We start from the raw sequence: 19,096 nt of genomic DNA, 5'->3' as shown, positions 1-19,096 counted from the left end.
AGCTATGATTAATAATAAAAACTTTAGCCCTGAGCTACTCGATGCCATTTGGCAAAATCAAACAACCGCTATCATGCTACTTGATAAAAACTTCACCGTTGTATATGCCAACACCAGTACCAGCGAGCTGCTTGGCCTTGGTAATAAGCGCTTGTTAGAACAACCGTTTGATAGCCTTTTTAACTACCATTCAATCGATTTACAGCGTATAGAACAATACTCATTAGTTGAAGGCGTAGATTGCCAGCAGCATAGAGCTGACGTGGTTTTTAGCGATTCTCGCCATGCAAAAGTAGNTGGCTCGCTTTATATTTTATTTGAGTGGCGCCAAACCGATGACGAAATTAAGCACGACCAAGCGTCTAATCAAATGCATCAATATCAAGCTGCCCGAAACCTAATTAGAGGCTTAGCTCACGAAATTAAAAATCCTTTAGGTGGAATTCGCGGAGCGGCGCAGTTATTGCAGTATGAGGTTGATCAACAAGAAAGAGATCAATGTGCTGAGCTCATCATTGAGCAAGCCGACCGATTACGCGAACTAGTAGATAGGCTTTTGGGGCCCAATCAACTTCCGCAAAAATCGTATGGCAATATACATCAATCACTTGAATCAGTTGCAAGGCTAAGTACGTTAGATAATTGTTCTAACATTAGCTTAGTTAAAGATTACGACCCAAGTATTCCTGATGTATACATTGATCAAGGCAAAATTCAGCAAGTGGTATTAAACATTGTTCGAAATGCCCAACAGGCGCTTGTAGATGGCGGTGAAATAACAATAAAAACCCGCATTAATCATCAGCATCGTCGCCCAGGTAAAGCACCTAAAAAAGCCTTGTTGATCCAAATATCTGATAACGGACCAGGTATTGATCCCAGTGTACGCGAAACACTGTTCTACCCTATGATCACCAATAAAGAAGGTGGCTCTGGGTTAGGACTCTCAATAGCGCAAACACTGATAGATCAACATGATGGCTATATAGAATGTGATAGCTGGCCTGGACATACTGAATTTAATATCTATCTGCCCTTTGCAGATTAATGTTTGGAGTTTGCATGAAAACAGTTTGGCTTGTAGATGATGATGCTTCTATTCGATTTGTACTTGAAAAAGCACTAACCCGTGCAGGGTTTAACACAGAGAGCTTTGCTAATGCGCAAGATGTACTAAGCGCCCTAAAGTTTAGCCAACCTACTGTTTTAGTTTCTGACGTACGAATGCCTGGTATGGATGGTATGGCGTTGCTTGAACTTATTGCAGAGCAAAACCCTGGGCTGCCGGTTATTATAATGACTGCGCACTCAGATTTAGACTCAGCTGTAAATGCATTCCAAAAAGGTGCTTTTGAATACCTAGCTAAGCCGTTTGATTTAAACGAAGCAGTGGCGCTGGTCGAAAGCGCATGCAGAGCAAACTCCACTAAAAAAACTAAACGCAAGCAAGCTCCACCAAAAAGTGCCCACATAATTGGTGAAGCGCCCGCAATGCAAGAAGTGTTTAGAGCGATAGGTAAACTATCGGCCTCTAGCATGAGCGTATTAATAAATGGTGAATCTGGAACAGGTAAAGAACTTGTCGCCAGTGCGCTACACAATCATAGCCCACGTAAAGAAAACCAATTTATTGCACTTAACATGGCAGCCATTCCAAAAGAGCTTGTTGAGTCAGAGTTATTTGGCCACGAAAAAGGCGCATTTACGGGCGCCGACAGCGTGCGTAAAGGCCGTTTTGAGCAANAAGCCAATGGCGGCACACTATTTTTAGATGAAATTGGTGATATGCCACTTGATGTACAAACACGTTTATTACGCGTTCTTGCCGATGGTGAGTTTTATCGCGTTGGTGGCCATCAAAGTATAAAAGTAGATGTGCGTATTATTGCGGCTACGCACCAAAACCTTGAAGATTTAGTTAAACAGGGCAAGTTTAGGGATGATTTATTTCATCGTCTTAATGTTGTGCGCCTACGTTTACCTGCTCTTCGAGAGCGTACTGAAGATATAGAAAGCTTATCGCAACACTTTTTACATAAAAGCGCTAAAGAGCTACAAGTAGAAAGCAAAGTGCTGAGCCCTAAGGCAACTGAGCAATTACGCTTATTTAATTGGCCAGGCAATGTACGCCAATTAGAAAACACCTGTCGCTGGCTTACTGTAATGGCACCGGGTGAGCTTGTAAGCGAGCAAGACTTACCGCCGGAAATTCTAGATGCTTCGCCAACCCAGGAAGAAGGTGATTGGCTAGATGCGTTTCAGCAATGGCTTAATCAAGAGCTTAAACAAGGCAAAGAAAATATTTGGCCTGACATTCAAGCCCAGCTAGAAACTCGCTTAATTAAAACCGCACTGGCTAATTGTTCTGGTCATAAGCAAGATGCTGCTATAAAAATTGGTTGGGGACGCAACACGTTGACCCGAAAATTAAAAGAGCGCAATATTAGCTGATTAAACGCTTTTAACACATTTGGTTATTGATGAAGCTAATCGAACATATTCCATTATTCAAACAAATGGAAATTATAAACAGGCTGCACTTTTTTAAAGAATTTACGCTCAGCGAGCGCCAAGTCTTATTAGAGTCGTTCGGCCTGTTGTATTTAGTAAGCCAGCATCAATTTTTATTTAAGCAATACGATAACGACAAACGTTTGTACATTGTACTTAGCGGCGCGTTATTGGTATTTAAACATAATCATTTGCTAGAACTTGGCACTATAGAGCCCGGTGAATTTATAGGTGAAGGTGCCTTTATAAATAACCGAGAGCGTAGTACCAGTGCTCGCGCTAAAACCGACAGTATAGTCCTCGCTATTACCCCTGAAGCACTCACTCGTTTACCTAATGTTATCCGCGAAAAAATTAAAGACCGAATTATAGAAGGTATGAGTCTGCGCATTGCCAAACTAAGCGAGCATATAGAAACTCACGGTTAACTCTATCACTCAGTCCATATAAACAATTTGTAGCGAGCAATTAAGCCAATCTGGTTTGTTTAAATATGCATTGTAAATAAAAGTATCTGACGGCTTTTGACCAAAGGGTGTGCTTATTTTAGGCGTAGTATGCGTGTACGATTGCGATGTGTTTTGATAATGAATAACCAAGTAGGGTTCAAAAAGCTCCCAATCCAACATCACTTTAACACCCGTTGGTAATGTAAATTGCGTCTTTTTTTCGTCAAATGAAACGCGCATATTATTATATTTATCGTTTAAGCAGCCCGTTGTAAGCATAATACTTGGCATACTTGGCATACTTAGCTCGGTACTTTGTGAAGCTGAACGTAAATAAAAACCTATATTGCCATTAGTATAATGATGATTCTCTGCTTTACTGTAAATAATGTCAGGTTCAAACCCCATACTTTGCATTATTAGCGTTAACTGCTCTAACTGCCCGCTATTAAAGTCTTTATAAGAGACAACTAACGTCGCATTTTTATATGCTTTTGGTACTACGATATTTTGGTATTGATAAGGTAGAGTTTGAGCAGCCAGTTTAGTTTCTAGCTGCTGCTTTTGATTTGTACTCAGTGCTTGCGTGTAAACATACACAGTGGGTTGCTGGCACGCACTTAATAAAATGACTAAGCACGCTAAAAGTATATTTTTCATCATCAACCTCAAATAGATTACACTTGTAGTCTATTTGATTTTTGATAAATAGCAAATCAGTTAGTTTGGCTATCTAACCAAGCATCAACACTTTTGCGAGTATATAAAACGTCTTTAAATAAACGATGTCGTTCAAACTCGAGTTTTGTTTTTCTCGTGGCATCACCACTGACTAAACGGCTATGGGTATCATTGAACTTTGAAATTACAGAAAAACCGCGCTCATCTTGATCAGCTTGCTTTTTTACAGAATTAGCAAGGTGCTCTCTAACATCATCAGCAGTTAACATACCTGAATTGTCTAATCCCATTAGCTCTTTTTTCATTGCCAATCTTACGCCCATTTTCTACTCCATTTAATGAAAACTATTTAATCCGCCAAAGTTTTAGCAATTAGCAGGCCATACGTAAAATTAACTGCTGCAAAGGTTACTCTTCAATTGCTTCAGTTTTTTTAAAGACAGATAAAATACATAAAAAATTTCATAGCTATTTAAGTATTACAATTAGCGAAAGTCACTTGCTTTGGTGCAAAAGTAGCTGCAAGCCTTTATACTACAGCTTGTGCGTTACCCCACCGAGAGCAAATATGAACGAAGAATACATAGAAATAGAATTAGAAGAAGAGCCGATTGAGCTCTGTAAATTATTAAAAGTACTAAACTTAGTTGAAGGTGGCGGCCAAGCTAAAAACCTAATTACCGAAGGCTATGTGGGTGTTAACCATGAAATTTGTACAATAAAGCGGAAAAAATTATACAGTGGCGATGTATTAGAATTTGATGGTGAATTTTTTAAACTTGCGCTAAGTGAAGATGCAACCCCTGCAGAAAAACCTGCGGTACAAACTCAAGCAGAGTCAAAGCAAGCTGCACCACAACCAACAAATCAGCCAGCTAAAGCTAAGCGCAAGCGCACTAAAAAGCCTAAAGTGGATGATAAAACAGGTCGTCGACCTATTTCATTTGGTTAAGCATTTAAAAGCCCTCTTTTTATATAAAAGGTCAACTTGTATAGTTGGCCTTTTTACTCTTTAATAACCTAGTTAATAATAATAAAAACAAGGTTATACAATGTCTGTTAAAACACCTAAAAATTGGTTTAAGCCCGTTGTATGGGCGGCACTCGTATGGAACTTACTTGGCGTTATTGCATTTGCTATGCACATGATGATGACACCCGAAATGATAAGTAAACTTCCACTAGATCAACAAGCTGCCTACTCTAACGTTCCTATTTGGTCAACCCTTGCATTTGCTATAGCTGTATTTGGAAGCACTTTTGGTTGTCTGTTTTTACTTGCTAAAAACGCGCTGGCAACACCTACTTTTGCGCTATCGCTCGGCGCTATTTTAATTCAGCAATATTATAATTTTGTGGTCATAAACAGTATTGAGCTACTTGGTGCAAGTGCTGTATTTATGCCTATATTTGTAATCGTTATTGCCATAGCTTTACTTTGTTTGAGTATTAAGGGTAAGCAACAAGGTTGGTTACAGTAATTGATAAGGGTCGAAATAACTTTTGACCCTACCTCTTTCAAATCATCTCTTGAAATTAAACTTTTCAGCATCATCTCTACTATATTAACTGTACAAAATTCATTCTCTAAACACGATTTTTTACACTGGTATGTACTTTGCAACTCGAACACTACAGAGGTCACTCTTCAAAATATTTTTCTAATTCATAAAGGGGCAAATAATGAATAATAGTTTCGATACCCAACATCAGCTCACAATAAATGGTGAGCAATATCATATTCATTCTCTAAAAGGACTTGGCGACAAAGCGAAACGACTGCCCTTTTCCTTAAAAGTATTACTTGAAAACCTTCTTCGTAACGAAGATGGCGCAAATATAAAAGAACAAGATATTCAAGCTCTCCTTAATTGGGATCCTCAAGCAAAGCCTGCATCTGAAGTTGCCTTTACTCCCGCCCGTGTTGTTATGCAAGATTTTACCGGTGTACCCGCTATTGTAGATTTAGCCGCGATGCGTGACGCAATGGAAAAACTAGGTGGAGATCCCGCAAAAATAAACCCGTTATCACCTGCTGAACTTGTTATTGACCATTCGGTACAAGTAGATGGCTACGGAAATGATGGTGCATTTGATTTAAATGCAAAACTTGAATACGACCGAAATAAAGAACGTTATGAATTTTTACGCTGGGGACAAACCGCTTTTGATAATTTAAAAGTAGTGCCACCAGCAACCGGTATTGTCCACCAAGTAAACCTAGAATACTTAGCGCGCGTTGTTTTTAATGAAGACCGCGATGGCAAAAAGTTCGTTTATCCAGATACACTCGTAGGTACCGACTCTCACACAACCATGATAAATGGCTTAGGTGTACTTGGTTGGGGTGTAGGCGGCATTGAAGCCGAAGCAGCTATGTTGGGTCAACCAATTAGTTTACTGATCCCACAAGTAGTGGGTATGAAGCTAAGCGGCCGCTTACCTGAAGGCACGACCGCAACCGATTTAGTATTAACAGTAACCGAGATACTGCGTAACCATGGCGTAGTGGGTAAATTTGTAGAGTTTTATGGTGACGGCCTTGCCGACTTACCACTTGCCGATAGAGCAACCATAGCGAATATGGCACCAGAATACGGCGCTACGTGTGGTATTTTCCCGATTGATGATGAAACCATTAACTACCTTCGCTTAACAAACCGCGACGAAAGTCACCTAAAGGTAATTGAGGATTACGCAAAACACCAAGGTTTATGGCGTAACGATGGCGACGAAGCTAGCTATACCGATACACTCGAGCTTAAATTGGGTGATGTTGTACCAAGCCTTGCAGGCCCTAAACGACCACAGGATAGAATTTCCCTAAACAAGGCTGGTGAAGTGATTAGCCAGCATTTAAAAAACTTTCAAGATGAACGTATGGCTCGTCGTGATAATAGCGATGAAGAACAAGCTCGTATCGAAGGCGAAGGTCCAACAACAAACCCAGATGAACCAGTTAATGAAGCGCAGTTTATGGGCGCCGCTAAAGTTAAATTTAAAGGACAAGAGTTTGAGCTAAACGATGGTGCTTGCGTTATTGCCGCGATTACCAGCTGTACTAACACCTCTAATCCGAGTGTAATTTTAGCTGCTGGTTTGGTTGCTAAAAAAGCAAAGCAGTTAGGAATTAATGTAAAACCTTGGGTTAAAACATCACTTGCTCCAGGTTCTAAAGTTGTTACCGACTACCTAGAAAAAGCCGGCTTAATGGACGACTTAGAAAGCTTAGGCTTTAACTTAGTTGGCTATGGTTGTACTACCTGTATTGGTAACTCAGGCCCACTAGCGACTGAAATATCAGATGCGATTCAAAAGCATAAATTAGTGGTTAGCTCTATTTTATCGGGTAACCGTAACTTTGAAGGGCGTATTCACCAAGATGTTAAAATGAACTTTTTAGCATCCCCTCCGCTTGTTGTTGCTTACGCCATTGCGGGCAGAACCGATATTGACGTATACAACGAACCCCTTGCTCAAGATGCTAACGGTAACGATATTTACCTTAAAAATATTTGGCCGAGCGTTAAAGAAGTAAGTGACCTAGTTAAAGAAACAGTAACTAAAGAAATGTTCGAAAAAAGCTACGCTAACGTTTACGAAGGCGATAGCCGTTGGCAGCAAATTAAAATACCAGATGGCAAACTTTACGATTGGGATGACGCATCTACCTACATTAAAAAAGCACCATTTTTTGATGGTATGAAAGTAGAACCACCGGGCATTCCTACTATTGAGGGTGCACGTTGTTTAGCTAAGCTTGGGGATTCAGTAACCACTGACCATATTTCTCCTGCGGGCGCTATTAAAGCAGATGCACCAGCAGGTTTATACTTGCAAGAAAATGGCGTAGATAAAGCGCAGTTTAACTCGTACGGTTCACGCCGTGGTAATCACGAAGTAATGATGCGTGGCACGTTTGCTAATGTTCGTCTTAAAAACTTACTAGCACCAGGTACTGAAGGCGGCGTAACACGTACTCAGCCTGGCGATACGCTAGAGAGCATTTATGATGCAGCAATGGAGTATCAAAAAAATAATACGCCACTCATTATTTTAGCGGGTAAGGAATACGGTACGGGTTCATCTCGTGACTGGGCGGCCAAAGGCTCACTTTTACTAGGCGTTAAAGCGGTTGTAGCACAAAGCTATGAGCGAATTCATCGCTCTAACTTAATTGGTATGGGTGTATTACCGCTGCAATTTAAAGAAAGTGAAAGCTACGAGTCTCATGGGTTAACAGGGCAAGAACAATTTGATATTGATGGCCTGTACGATAAAACCGATGAAGTAACCGTTATTGCTACAAATGCCGAAGGTAAAAAAGTAACCTTGAGTGCTGATGTACGTATTGATACCCCTAAAGAGTGGGATTACTACAAACACGGCGGTATTTTACAATATGTACTGCGTAATATGCTCGACTAACAAAGACAGTAGTTAATACATAAAAAAGCCCAGCTTAATAATAAGCTGGGCTTTTTTATGTGTGCTGTTTGTTGTCTTAAATCAATGCTAAGCATTTAAAGCGTGCCTACACTAGGCATTACTCTTAGTGAGGTAACTATGTCGCAAACAATGATAATTAGGCTGCTTAAAACATCAATAGTGCTTGGGTTGTGCCTCATTGTGACTGGCCACACTTTAATTGTGTCGAGTTACTTCACTGTTAATCATGGTATTAAAGGAATAATTATAGCCGCGGCATGCATTGCTGTAGGTGTACTGCTGTCGCTTCCCACTAAAATATATTTAACCGTATTATTGATGGAAGCCGAAAAACGTTATTTAAAAAACCATAAAAGCACGCACTCTAAATAATTAGAGTGCACTTAAATTATTAATTTCTTTATTACGTTTTTCTAGTTTGTCTTTTACATTTTCGGCATCATTAAATAGCTTTTTAACAGAGTCTGGGTTCAAAATACTGATCCCCTCTGGTGCAGCCGACATTGTATTTGTACTTGGAGAGGTATTTAAAATAGACGTGTCTTCTGCTGCAATAACAGTAATATCTTTAGGATCGAGTTTTACTTCAATACTTTTTGCATGCGGGTTAGGTGTATCAGAAAAGTGCCATTGGCCTGTTTCATCTTGCCACTTAAAAATTTTGCTGCTTGAGGTAGTACTTTCAGGCATTGGTTCATCAGAAATACTGCTCGCAATTTTATCGCCAGCTTGCTTAACGCCCTGCACTGCTTGGTCCAAAGTGTTGCTAGATAGCGCAACCATTTTTTCTTTAATTTGCTGAGATTCACTGCTAATTGATGATGCAGAAAGCCATGTTTGACCATCAGGCTTTTTTAAATAAAACAAAGAGATAACTGCAATAGCCATGATTGATATAGCTAAGTAGGTAAAGTATTTCATAGCGTTCCTGCTTTAATTAATCCTTTATTGCCCTGAGTCTAATAAAAAATACTTAATTAGGCAATTTTTTGTACCCTAATAAAAAAATAAAAACGCAGCCGAAGCTGCGTTTTTATTTGCAATTTAACTACACCGTAGTCGCGTTAAATACCGTCACCATCCATGTGTAGTCCACATTCTCGGTTTAAACCAAAAAAGCGAGTTTCTTCCTCAGTCATTCCTGGTTCTAACTTACGTGTTGTATGTACGTCTCCCATAGACACATAACCTTGCTCCCATAATGGGTGGTAAGGTAAATCGTGCTTAGTAAGATACTGATACACGTCGCGGTTAGACCATTCAATAATCGGGTACACTTTGACGGTACCACGGCTAATTTCTACAAATTGCTTATCAGCACGTGTAGATGATTGATCGCGGCGCAGACCACTAAACCAAGTGCCCGCTTCTATTTCTTTTAACGCGCGGGTCATCGGCTCTACTTTATTAAGCTGATTATATTGCTTAATGCCGTCTTCGCCTTTCTCCCATAGTTTACCGAATTTAGCCTCTTGCCATGCTGGGCTAAGCGGCGCTCTATACACCTTTAAGTTAAGTGATAAACGCTCACTCATTTGCTCAATAAACTGATACGTTTCAGGAAACAAATAGCCTGTATCGGTTAATACAACGGGAATATCTGGACGTTGTGAGGTCATTAAATGCAGCATTACTGCCGCTTGAATACCAAAGCTAGATGATAAAAAAGCCGTATTAGGCAAGTTATCAAGCGCCCATGCAACACGCTGTTCTGCGCTCATATTCGCTAGTAAACCATTAGCATCAGCTAACATAGCCGCCTGGCTTTGTTTATCTAGCTGTAAAATGTTTTTAAATTCACTCATGGTAAATTCCAAACCTCACTAGCGCCAAAGCGCTGGTATTTAATTAAGCGTGAAAATCGGTTACTGATACTTTTACTTCAGCAACAATGCCTTTGCGTATAACAAAGTCACCAAAACACTCACCGTCATTGCGCTCGCTTGCCCATTGGCCAATGAGCTTATCGAATGCTTCTAGGTAAACGTCTTCGCCTACGTTCTCAAGGTACAATTTAGGAATACGTGTGCCTTCTAAATTACCACCTAAGTAAACGTTGTACTTACCAGGACCTTTACCTACTAAACCAGCTTCTGCAAGCATTGCGCGGCCACAGCCGTTCGGGCAACCTACAACGCGCATAATAATGCTGTCATCGGGTATACCGTGCTTTGCAAGTAATGCTTCCGTTTTTTCTACTAGGCTTGGTAAGTAACGCTCTGCTTCGGCCATTGCAAGTGGGCACGTTGGCAGTGAAACACACGCCATAGAATTTTTACGCTGCTGCGAATCTGTGTCATCAATTAAGCCATGGCTACGTGCAATTTCTTCAATTACGGCTTTTTGATCTGCAGGTACGCCAGCAATAATTAAGTTTTGGTTTGCCGTCATACGCATGTCACCTTGGTGAACTTCTGCGATTTTACGACAACCAGTTTTAAGCGGTTTGCCTGGGTAGTCTAAAATACGACCACTTTGAATAAATAGCGTTAAGTGGTGCTTACCATCAATGCCTTCAACCCAACCAATGCGGTCGCCACGATGAGTAAACTCAAACGGACGGCTTGGTGCAAACGTAACGCCTGAGCGTTTTTCTACTTCTGCTTTAAATACATCAACACCAACACGGTCTAATGTGTATTTAGTTTTTGCATTTTTACGGTTTGAACGATTACCCCAATCGCGCTGCACAGATACAACATGCTCTGCAATTTTTAAGGTATCTTCTAGCGCGATAAAGCCAAAGTCATCAGCCTTACGCGGATACGTTGCTGTATCGCCGTGCGTCATGGCAAGGCCACCGCCCACTAATACGTTAAAACCAACTAGCTTGCCGTTATCAGCAATTGCCACAAAGTTTAAATCGTTAGCGTGCACATCAACTTCGTTGTTAGGTGGAATAGTCACCGTGGTTTTAAACTTACGCGGTAAGTAGTTAGATCCTAAAATTGGCTCTTCTGTGGTTTCTGCTTTTTCGCCATTTAACCAAATTTCGGCATACGCTTTCGTTTTTGGTAATAAGTGTTCAGAAATTTTTGCAGCCCAATCGTAAGCTTCTTGATGTAACTCAGACTCAACGGGGTTAGTAGTACAAAGTACATTACGGTTAACGTCACCTGCTGTAGCAATAGAGTCTATGCCTACGCTATCAAGCATTTGGTGCATGCCTTTAATATTTGGCTTTAACACTCCATGAAACTGAAATGTTTGACGCGTAGTTAAACGAATACTGCCGTAGCTTGTTTTGTCATCTGCAAACTTGTCGATTGCTAACCACTGCTCTGGCTTAATAATACCGCCAGGCATACGTGCACGTAACATTACATTATGTAGCGGCTCTAGCTTTTGCTTAGCGCGCTCACCACGTATATCGCGGTCATCTTGCTGATACATGCCATGAAAACGAATTAGCTGAAAGTTATCGGCTGTAAAGCCACCGGTAATTTCGTCTGTTAAATCTTTTTCTATGGTGCCACGTAAAAAGTTACTTTCTCTTTTCAAACGTTCGTTATCAGAAAGTTTTACGTTTTTATCTTGTTCGCTCATTTTAAATCCTAAATTTGTTACAGTGACGGCTGCTAGCTGTTAAATAAAATAAGAAACGTGATTAATACACGTCTTTCTGATAGCGGTTTGCGCTACGCAAATCTTTTAAATATTGCTCTGCGTCTTCATTGCTCTTGCCTGTGTTTTCTTTAACAATATCAAGCAAGGCGTTGTGTACATCTTTTGCCATGCGATTTGCATCGCCACAAATATAAAAGTGAGCGCCAGCTTCTAACCATTCAAACACGTCTTTACTGTTACTGCGTAACTTATCTTGCACATATACTTTTTCTGCTTGGTCACGGCTAAATGCAACATCTACTTTGTTAAGTAAACCCGATTTTAAATAACCCTGTATTTCTACTTGGTATAAAAAGTCTTGAGTGAAATGTGGGTTACCAAAAAACAACCAGTTTTTGCCTTGCGCTTCACGCGAATCACGTTCTTGTAAAAATGCACGAAACGGCGCAATACCCGTACCAGGACCAACCATAATCACAGGTGTATCATCGTTAGTTGGTAGGCGGAAATTGTCGTTGTGTTCGCTAAATACTTTAACTTTACAACCTTCTTCTGCACGACGAGTTAAGTAACCAGTACAACCACCTAAATGCTCGCTATCAAATGCATCAAATTGCACTAGACCTAGTGTTAAATGTACTTCGTCTTCAACCTCAGCTTGGCTAGATGCAATTGAGTACAAACGAGCTTGTAGTTTACGTAGGCAGTCTACTAATGTTTGCGCATCAATTTTTGCAGGGTTTTGGCGAATTACATCAAATATTTGGCGAGGTTCAATATACGCACGCATTGCGGCTTTATCTTCTACAAGCTTTAATAATTCAGGCGTACCAGTTGCTATTGCGTATTTTTCTACAAAACCTGGGTATGACTGAGTCAGCTCTAGTTTTTCAATAAGTGCGCCGCGTACGCTTAGCTCTTCATCACCTACTTTTACAATGCTTGTTGCATCTATTTGAGTAAGTGTAAGTACTTCATCAACTAATACATCATCATTTAAAAAGTACACACCTAATGAATCACCAGGTGTGTAAGTAATGTCTGAACCTTCAAGCGAAATTTCAACGTGGCGTACATCTTTAGTTGAGTCGCGACCGGTAATTTTTTGAACTGTTAATAGCTCTGCTTCAAATGGATTTTGCTTTGTGTATTGGCTTGAAGCGGTCGTTGGTGCGCCAAATGGCATTGATACAACTTGACCACCAGCGGCTTCTTGCTGCGCTTTTAAATCAGGTTCAAATGCATCTACTGCACCGGCAATCCATGTTGCAGCTTCATCTTCGTAATCTACATCTAAATCAGCACGTTGATATATGGTTTGCGCACCGAGTTTATTTAAACGCTCTTCAAAATCTTTTGCTGTTTGGCAGAAAAACTCATAGCTAGAATCACCTAAGCCAATAACCGCTATTTTTACATCGTCTAGTTTTGGCGCTTTTTTAGTGGCTAAAAATTCGTGAAGTGTTTCTGCGTCTTCTGGTGGCTCACCTTCGCCGTAAGTAGATACAACGATAGTTAAAAACTTTTCTTTTTTCAGGGCTGTTGGTTTGTAATCTGACATGCTAACAAGCTTAACTGCTAAGCCTCGCGACTCAGCCTGCTCTTTCATTTTGGTAGCTACACCTTTTGCGTTACCTGTTTGAGAACCATATAAAATAGTTAGCGCTGCTGCATCACCCGCAGCCGGTACGCCTGCCGTAGGGGCACCTAACGCAGCCGAATTAGCATTTGCAGCTAAGTAACCACTTACCCATGCTTGTTGAATTGGATTAAGTTCAGCCACTAAACCTTGCAGCTTTTGTACTTGATCTTGCGATAGCGGGCTTGCCGCAGCATTTAGTTGACCTAACAACATGAATCGATTCCCCATAACCCTGAAAATTAAACACAACACACTTTGTGTATTGTTAAAAATGAGTTTTACCTCATCCAGAGCGTATCTGTTGAGGTTTTCTAAGTATGTAGGATAACGGGCTCTGCATAGATAAAAAAAGAATAGAATCTGCTTTGATATTCCATTTAGTTATTAATTTATAAAAATACCTTCAAAAACAGATTAAAGGGCAATTATTGCCTTTTACAGTACTTTAAATTAACAATTTTGTAACCTAACTAATGTAGGGTATATTCCTCATTCAAAATAAAAATAGGAACAACTATGTTACACGGGAAATATAAAAATAAACTACTTAGTACCGCATTGTTACTTGGCTCATTACCTGTAATGGCCAATGTAGCTAATGGCGGATTTGAACAATGGTCAGGTAATACACCTGATGCATGGACTACGATAGATAGCGGAATTGCTTTATCTCGCTCAACCAGCACAGTTAAAAGTGGCAGTAGCTCTGCTGCTGTAAATGTAACTACAGGGTCGCAAAGTAACACTGATTTACTACAACAAGTTGCTGTAGAAGCAGGTAAAACCTATAACTTTTCGGCTGATGTTTACCACACCGAAGGTAAAATTAAAGCTCGCTTGTATGTAGATGGTTATCAAGGCTATTCAAATCAAGCACAAACTAACCAATGGCAAACAGTTAGCCATAGCTATACAGCAAATAGTGATAAAACAATTAGCGTAGGGCTTAGGTTTTATGATGTAAGTGGGTTTGATGGCAGCGAAACCGTATACGTAGATAACTTTTTACCAAACGGTGATGGCAGCGCATCAACAAGCTGTACCGACAATAGCCTTATCTTAACGCTTAGTACCGATAATTACGGTAGCGAAACTAGCTGGGCCGTTAATAACAATCAAGGTAGCGCTGTTGCTAACGGCAGTGGTTACGCATCAAACACTCAGTATGATGAGCAAATATGCCTAACTGATGGAACTTACACACTTGTTATTAACGACAGCTACGGCGATGGCATGTGTTGTTCAACAGGTAATGGCAGTTATGCGCTTAAGCAAGGCTCTACCACACTTGCTAGCGGTGCAAGTTTTAATAATACAGACAGCACGGCATTTACTTTAGGTAGTGGCTCTGGTGATGGCGGCGGNACCCAACACCCACTGGCTACTATGTTACAGCTCAAGGGCTATCGGGCTATTCACTAAAAACTGAGCTTTATAATATTATTAAAGATCATAATGCACAGGGTTACTCGGCTATTTGGAATTTTTACGATTCATCTGCACGTGATACATACTTTGAAAACGATAACAGCATTTTAGATATGTATAGCGAAAAACCAAACGGCTCAGATAGCTACAATTATGCTGCGGTGAGCGATCAATGTGGTAACTATAGTGGAGAAGGCGGCTGTTACAACCGTGAGCATTCATTTCCTAAAAGCTGGTTTGGCGGCACTATTGAGCCAATGAACTCAGATGTGCATCATATTTACGCAACCGACGGTTATGTAAACTCAAAACGTAGTAACTTCCCATTTGGTGAAGTAGCAAGCGCTTCATTTACATCAACTAACGGAAGTAAATTAGGTTCTGCCGCAAATTCATTAAATTACTCAGGTACTGTATTTGAGCCAATTGACGAATTTAAAGGTGACTTTGCTCGCGCTTATTTTTACATGGCAACGCGCTACGAAAATGTAATAGGCACTTGGCAAACCAAAACGACCTCAAGTAATGCTGTACTTAATGGTTCAAGCAACCAAGTATTCGAGAACTGGGTTGTAGCCATGCTGCTTAACTGGCATAACAGCGATCCTGTAAGCCAAATGGAACTTGACCGTAACCAAGCAGCGTTTGAATTTCAAGGTAATCGTAACCCGTATATCGACCACCCTGAATTTGTAGAAATGATTTGGTAAAAGTTAGCAGTTAAAACAAAAGCCTTTGCAAATGCAAAGGCTTTACCTTTTAGCGTGTAATATTTTTTAAAAATATGATGGTTTAAGCTAATTATAATAAACAGTTACGATAAGTGATTTTTCAGCTCTGTTTTTCATCAACGTTAAAAGTGAATGATGAAAATCTTGAAATATCACCTCACCCCATATTCGCGAATAAACACCAAAATTTGTATTATCTTGCACGGTCGTTTTTAACGTTAAAATCGTATTGCCGCTTTTATCTTCACTTAACTCATATCCACCGTAAAGAGGTGAAAAGTATTCACCGCCTAGTTTTACGTGTTTATCGAGTGCGTCATCGGGGATAGCATCTGGGTCTATATCAAATCTATAATGCATCTGTTTATTTGGTTGCCAGTCGGTTATTACTTCTTTAAACACAACGCCTTTGTGCCAAGTACTTGTGCGAACAGCGCCTATACCGCTAGCATTCATACTTGCCTTTAATGGCTTTGGTACACCAATTAATTGAGTGAGTGAAAAAGGCACTTCCTGTGGTTTTATGTCACTCACATTAGCTAACTGCTGCCACACAACATTGATGGGCGCGTTAATAACTATTGAATTTGTTACTTCGTATGTTTTTGATAAATGTAAAAAGTTAACTTCAATAGGTGAGAGCAATATAGGTAATAACGCGATTGATAATAAAGAACTATTCGCTTTTTTTATTTTACGTTTTCTAACAAAGCCCGCAAGTAACCCACCAATGCTGGCAAAAAACATAAAAGCAGGCAAAGCCATTGCCACACAAATGCTCCCTTCAAGCAAAGTAATTACACTTACAAATAAAAAAACAAAAATAGGCTGCCAAGCAATCGTGATCATTTGCCTTTTAGTTAATGTTTCTGTGCTTTTAAATTCAAAATGAACACGAATATAACCAATTGCAACGGGCACTAAAAACATAAATGATATAGAGACTAAGCTACCTAAATTGTAAGCATTGACTAGCTCTACAAACAGCCGCATAAATATGCCGTAAAGCGTACCAAGTAAAATACCAATTGATTTAGGGGAGTTGAGTTGCATCTCTATTCTTTATTGTTGTTATTAACAATCCGAAAGTAACAGAAGTATTATTTCACCACAAATAAAACGAAATTAACGGCTGNTTTCCCGCTATAAACAGTGATCAAACTCTTTAAAATAAAAAACAAGCCATTGATTTATAGTAACTTTAAATTATTTTGTGTAGTTTTATAATTTTTAACGTAAAGCTGATTGTCAGATTAACTGTATTAAAAACAACCATGCACGACCTTTTGCCTATACATCCCAGCCTAAGAGCTGATCTACCCTGCATGTTCAATATTCATTTGCTTTAACAAAAGCCGTATTTATTTGATTAAGCAACAATGTTGCAGGAGAACGCATGCAAACTACCCCACCCGGTGATGCACCATCAAACACGCATAAGGATGCTCAAAGCTACGAGCAACTTCACAAGCCGAGTTCAGAGTTTAATACTCGCGACGAGTATCTCGAACATGAATTACAGATTATGCAGCCTAAACGCTGGCGTCCTAATTTACCGTTTAGAGATTACCGATTTGAATTTGAAGACACCATTCCTGCAATGGCGGGTACTATTGGTAAAGTCGTTATGGTGGGGGCTATTGCAGCAACATTTGCAGCACCTCTTGGTTTAAGCGATGCGTTTGTTTTAGAAAACGTGCGCTACGAATTACTCATTGTTTCTATTTTTATCATTTTGTTTTCAGGCTTTATTTTACCTACAGCCAACTTGGCTGGTACTCACGGCCCACTTATTCCGTTAATTCCTATTGTTGTTGCTGCAGGCGGTCACCCTATGGCGTTTGGCTTACTCATTGGTGCCTTTGGCTTTATTTTAGCCATAACCAAGGGAGGAAGTATGCTCGCGCGTCTAACCAGTAAAGGTGTGTGTGGCGGGCTACTCATTTATTTAGGTTTTATTGGTACTATTTCGCAGGTTAAAAAGCTGTTTGCCTGGGCTGAAGCCATTGATATGGCACATATTGCGTTTATTGTTATTTTAGCCACCATTTTATTGTATGCGCTATTAGAGCACTTTAAAAAGCGTTGGTTAGCCGTACCGTTAAGCTGCCTTATTGGTGGTGTGGTTGCCTTTGCTTTAGGTGCACCGTTTGAGTTTCATACTGCACCGGGTTTACCAAATATGAACCCAGCTTACTGGTGGGGTGAAAACACGGGCTGGATGCTAGGTTTACCAACACTTGAAAGCTTTGTTGTTGTACTCCCGTTTGCAGTGCTTGCCGTTGCCATGTGGTCGCCAGATTTTTTAGGTCATCGAGTATTTCAAAAAATAAGCTATCCGCAACGTACTGAAAAAGTACAAATGAATATCGACGACACCATGCTGAGCGCATCGGTTAGACAAACATTTGGCTCACTTGCCGGTGGTGCTAACTTTGCGTCCTCTTGGGGTACTTATATTGTGCCTGCCGCTATTGCTAAACGCCCTATCCCTGCTGGCGCTATTTTAACTGCATTATTTTGTATTATTGCTGGTTTATGGGGTTACCCTATGGATTTAGCAATTTGGCAGCCTGTATTGTGTGTAGCGCTTATTGTTGGGGTGTTTATCCCGCTACTTGAAGCTGGCATGGAAATGACGCGCGAAGGTAAAACGACGCAATCCGCCGCTATTGTGGTGTTTGCTTCGACCTTGGTTAATCCTGCTTTTGGTTGGTCACTTACTATGTTACTTGATAACTTAGGGCTGATTGGCTGTAAAGAGCGCAGCGCTGAGCTAACTAAAATGAGCCGCTGGGTGATTCCACTTATTATGTTTGTGTTACTTACCACTGTAATGGCAATTGTAGGCATGTTACCCGGTATACCTGCGTTAATGGCTGACTTTAGGCATTAACCTTTAGCTATTACATCTCATATTTACCCACAAAAAAGCACGGCAATTGCCGTGCTTTTTAATACGTGATTTTTAATACACACGGTTAAGCAATTACTGCCAAGAACGCTCAGTCGCTAGTTGTTTTTCAAACGCATCAATTTGTGGGTTTAGCGTTTCGGTTACACCAATAAAGTCTAAACCACTTAACAAACGTTCTTTTACCTCTTTACTAATATCAAAACTAATTGGTGCAAACTTACTGCTTGTTAGTGTTTGATTTTCAAGGTCGATTTCAATGTTAATATCGTCGTGCTGCTCGCTAAGTACAAACAGTTGCTCAAGCGTGTCGGCAGGTAACGCTATGGCTAACATTTGGTTGTTACCACAGTTATTAAAGAAAATATCTGCAAAGCTTTCAGCTAAAATAACTTCAAAGCCATATTGCTTCAGCGCCCATGGCGCGTGCTCACGAGATGAGCCACAACCAAAGTTGTCGCGCGTTAATAATATTTGCGCGCCTTGGTAGCATGGGCGGTTTAAAATAAAGTCAGGGTTTGGCTCGTCGTTATCTAGGTAACGCCAATCATAAAACAATGCCGCATCAAAGCCTTCGCGGCTAGTTGATGTTAAAAACTGCTTAGGGATAATTTGGTCAGTATCTACATTGTTTTTATCAAGTGGGGCCATTAAGCCACTAAAAAATACGCTCATTAGGCTTCTCCTCTAATATCAACAAAGTGACCATGTATTGCAGCGGCTG

General features: G+C 40.3%; 16 protein-coding genes and 1 pseudogene. 9 read left to right on the top strand and 8 right to left on the bottom strand.

Annotation, left to right across the window (positions count from 1 at the left end):
• Window positions 1-4 precede the first annotated feature (4 nt).
• The 3 genes from glnL (at window position 5) to L654_RS0106895 (ending at window position 2,939) form a co-directional block, all read left to right on the top strand.
• Complete coding sequence (gene glnL / locus L654_RS0106905; RefSeq protein WP_024607646.1) at window positions 5-1,048, top strand: nitrogen regulation protein NR(II); 1,044 nt, start codon at window positions 5-7, stop codon at window positions 1,046-1,048.
• Window positions 1,049-1,062: 14 nt separating this feature from the next.
• Window positions 1,063-2,451, top strand: coding sequence for a nitrogen regulation protein NR(I) (ntrC, locus tag L654_RS0106900; RefSeq protein WP_024607645.1), 1,389 nt, complete (start codon window positions 1,063-1,065; stop codon window positions 2,449-2,451).
• A gap of 29 nt (window positions 2,452-2,480) precedes the next feature.
• Window positions 2,481-2,939, top strand: coding sequence for a cyclic nucleotide-binding domain-containing protein (locus tag L654_RS0106895; RefSeq protein WP_010554789.1), 459 nt, complete (start codon window positions 2,481-2,483; stop codon window positions 2,937-2,939).
• A gap of 9 nt (window positions 2,940-2,948) precedes the next feature.
• Here the strand turns inward: L654_RS0106895 and L654_RS0106890 are convergent, their stop codons facing one another.
• Window positions 2,949-3,620: a hypothetical protein gene (locus L654_RS0106890; RefSeq protein WP_024607644.1), complete on the bottom strand. Its 672-nt coding sequence runs from the start codon at window positions 3,618-3,620 to the stop codon at window positions 2,949-2,951.
• A gap of 56 nt (window positions 3,621-3,676) precedes the next feature.
• Window positions 3,677-3,964: a hypothetical protein gene (locus tag L654_RS0106885; protein ID WP_024607643.1), complete on the bottom strand. Its 288-nt coding sequence runs from the start codon at window positions 3,962-3,964 to the stop codon at window positions 3,677-3,679.
• Window positions 3,965-4,209: 245 nt separating this feature from the next.
• Here L654_RS0106885 and L654_RS0106880 point away from each other — a divergent pair, with 245 nt between their 5' ends.
• The 4 genes from L654_RS0106880 (at window position 4,210) to L654_RS1000000128670 (ending at window position 8,462) form a co-directional block, all read left to right on the top strand.
• A complete protein-coding gene (locus L654_RS0106880) occupies window positions 4,210-4,593 on the top strand; it encodes an RNA-binding S4 domain-containing protein (protein WP_024607642.1) in 384 nt (127 codons plus the stop codon).
• A gap of 100 nt (window positions 4,594-4,693) precedes the next feature.
• Entirely contained in the window at window positions 4,694-5,122 is a 429-nt protein-coding gene (locus L654_RS0106875) for a hypothetical protein (RefSeq protein WP_024607641.1), read from the top strand.
• A 202-nt stretch (window positions 5,123-5,324) separates the two neighbouring features.
• Window positions 5,325-8,069: an aconitate hydratase AcnA gene (gene acnA / locus L654_RS0106870; protein ID WP_024607640.1), complete on the top strand. Its 2,745-nt coding sequence runs from the start codon at window positions 5,325-5,327 to the stop codon at window positions 8,067-8,069.
• A gap of 138 nt (window positions 8,070-8,207) precedes the next feature.
• The gene (locus tag L654_RS1000000128670) at window positions 8,208-8,462 is read left to right on the top strand and encodes a hypothetical protein (protein WP_007582187.1); all 255 of its coding nucleotides are present in this window, start codon (window positions 8,208-8,210) and stop codon (window positions 8,460-8,462) included.
• Here L654_RS1000000128670 and L654_RS0106855 read toward each other — a convergent pair whose 3' ends face one another.
• The 4 genes from L654_RS0106855 to L654_RS0106840 all read right to left on the bottom strand — a co-directional run bounded on the left by L654_RS0106855 (window position 8,463) and on the right by L654_RS0106840 (window position 13,512).
• Entirely contained in the window at window positions 8,463-9,011 is a 549-nt protein-coding gene (locus tag L654_RS0106855) for a DUF4124 domain-containing protein (protein ID WP_010554783.1), read from the bottom strand.
• Window positions 9,012-9,154: 143 nt separating this feature from the next.
• Window positions 9,155-9,895 carry a phosphoadenylyl-sulfate reductase gene (locus L654_RS0106850; RefSeq protein ID WP_024589524.1) on the bottom strand — a complete coding sequence of 247 codons (741 nt, stop codon included), beginning with the start codon at window positions 9,893-9,895 and terminating at the stop codon, window positions 9,155-9,157.
• Window positions 9,896-9,938: 43 nt separating this feature from the next.
• The gene (gene cysI / locus L654_RS0106845; RefSeq protein ID WP_024589523.1) at window positions 9,939-11,636 is read right to left on the bottom strand and encodes an assimilatory sulfite reductase (NADPH) hemoprotein subunit; all 1,698 of its coding nucleotides are present in this window, start codon (window positions 11,634-11,636) and stop codon (window positions 9,939-9,941) included.
• Window positions 11,637-11,697: 61 nt separating this feature from the next.
• Window positions 11,698-13,512 (bottom strand): assimilatory sulfite reductase (NADPH) flavoprotein subunit, encoded by a 1,815-nt coding sequence (locus L654_RS0106840; RefSeq protein ID WP_024589522.1) that lies wholly within the window; start codon window positions 13,510-13,512, stop codon window positions 11,698-11,700.
• 303 nt (window positions 13,513-13,815) lie between these two features.
• Between L654_RS0106840 and L654_RS01000000125665 the strand changes: the two are divergent.
• Window positions 13,816-15,437, top strand: a pseudogene (locus tag L654_RS01000000125665) (endonuclease).
• A gap of 87 nt (window positions 15,438-15,524) precedes the next feature.
• Here the strand turns inward: L654_RS01000000125665 and L654_RS0106830 are convergent.
• The gene (locus L654_RS0106830; RefSeq protein ID WP_024607639.1) at window positions 15,525-16,511 is read right to left on the bottom strand and encodes a hypothetical protein; all 987 of its coding nucleotides are present in this window, start codon (window positions 16,509-16,511) and stop codon (window positions 15,525-15,527) included.
• Window positions 16,512-16,854: 343 nt separating this feature from the next.
• On the opposite strand from L654_RS0106830, the gene L654_RS0106825 reads away from it, so the two are divergent.
• Window positions 16,855-18,354 (top strand): DUF3360 family protein, encoded by a 1,500-nt coding sequence (locus L654_RS0106825; protein ID WP_024607638.1) that lies wholly within the window; start codon window positions 16,855-16,857, stop codon window positions 18,352-18,354.
• Window positions 18,355-18,447: 93 nt separating this feature from the next.
• Here the strand turns inward: L654_RS0106825 and leuD are convergent, their stop codons facing one another.
• Window positions 18,448-19,047, bottom strand: coding sequence for a 3-isopropylmalate dehydratase small subunit (gene leuD, locus L654_RS0106820; RefSeq protein WP_010555450.1), 600 nt, complete (start codon window positions 19,045-19,047; stop codon window positions 18,448-18,450).
• Window positions 19,048-19,096: the final 49 nt, after the last annotated feature.

It is taken from the genome of Pseudoalteromonas sp. TAB23 (genome assembly GCF_000498075.1).
Lineage (GTDB): Bacteria > Pseudomonadota > Gammaproteobacteria > Enterobacterales > Alteromonadaceae > Pseudoalteromonas > Pseudoalteromonas arctica.
The sequence above is the reverse complement of the archived record's forward strand: the minus strand, read 5'-3'. Positions and strand labels throughout refer to the sequence as shown.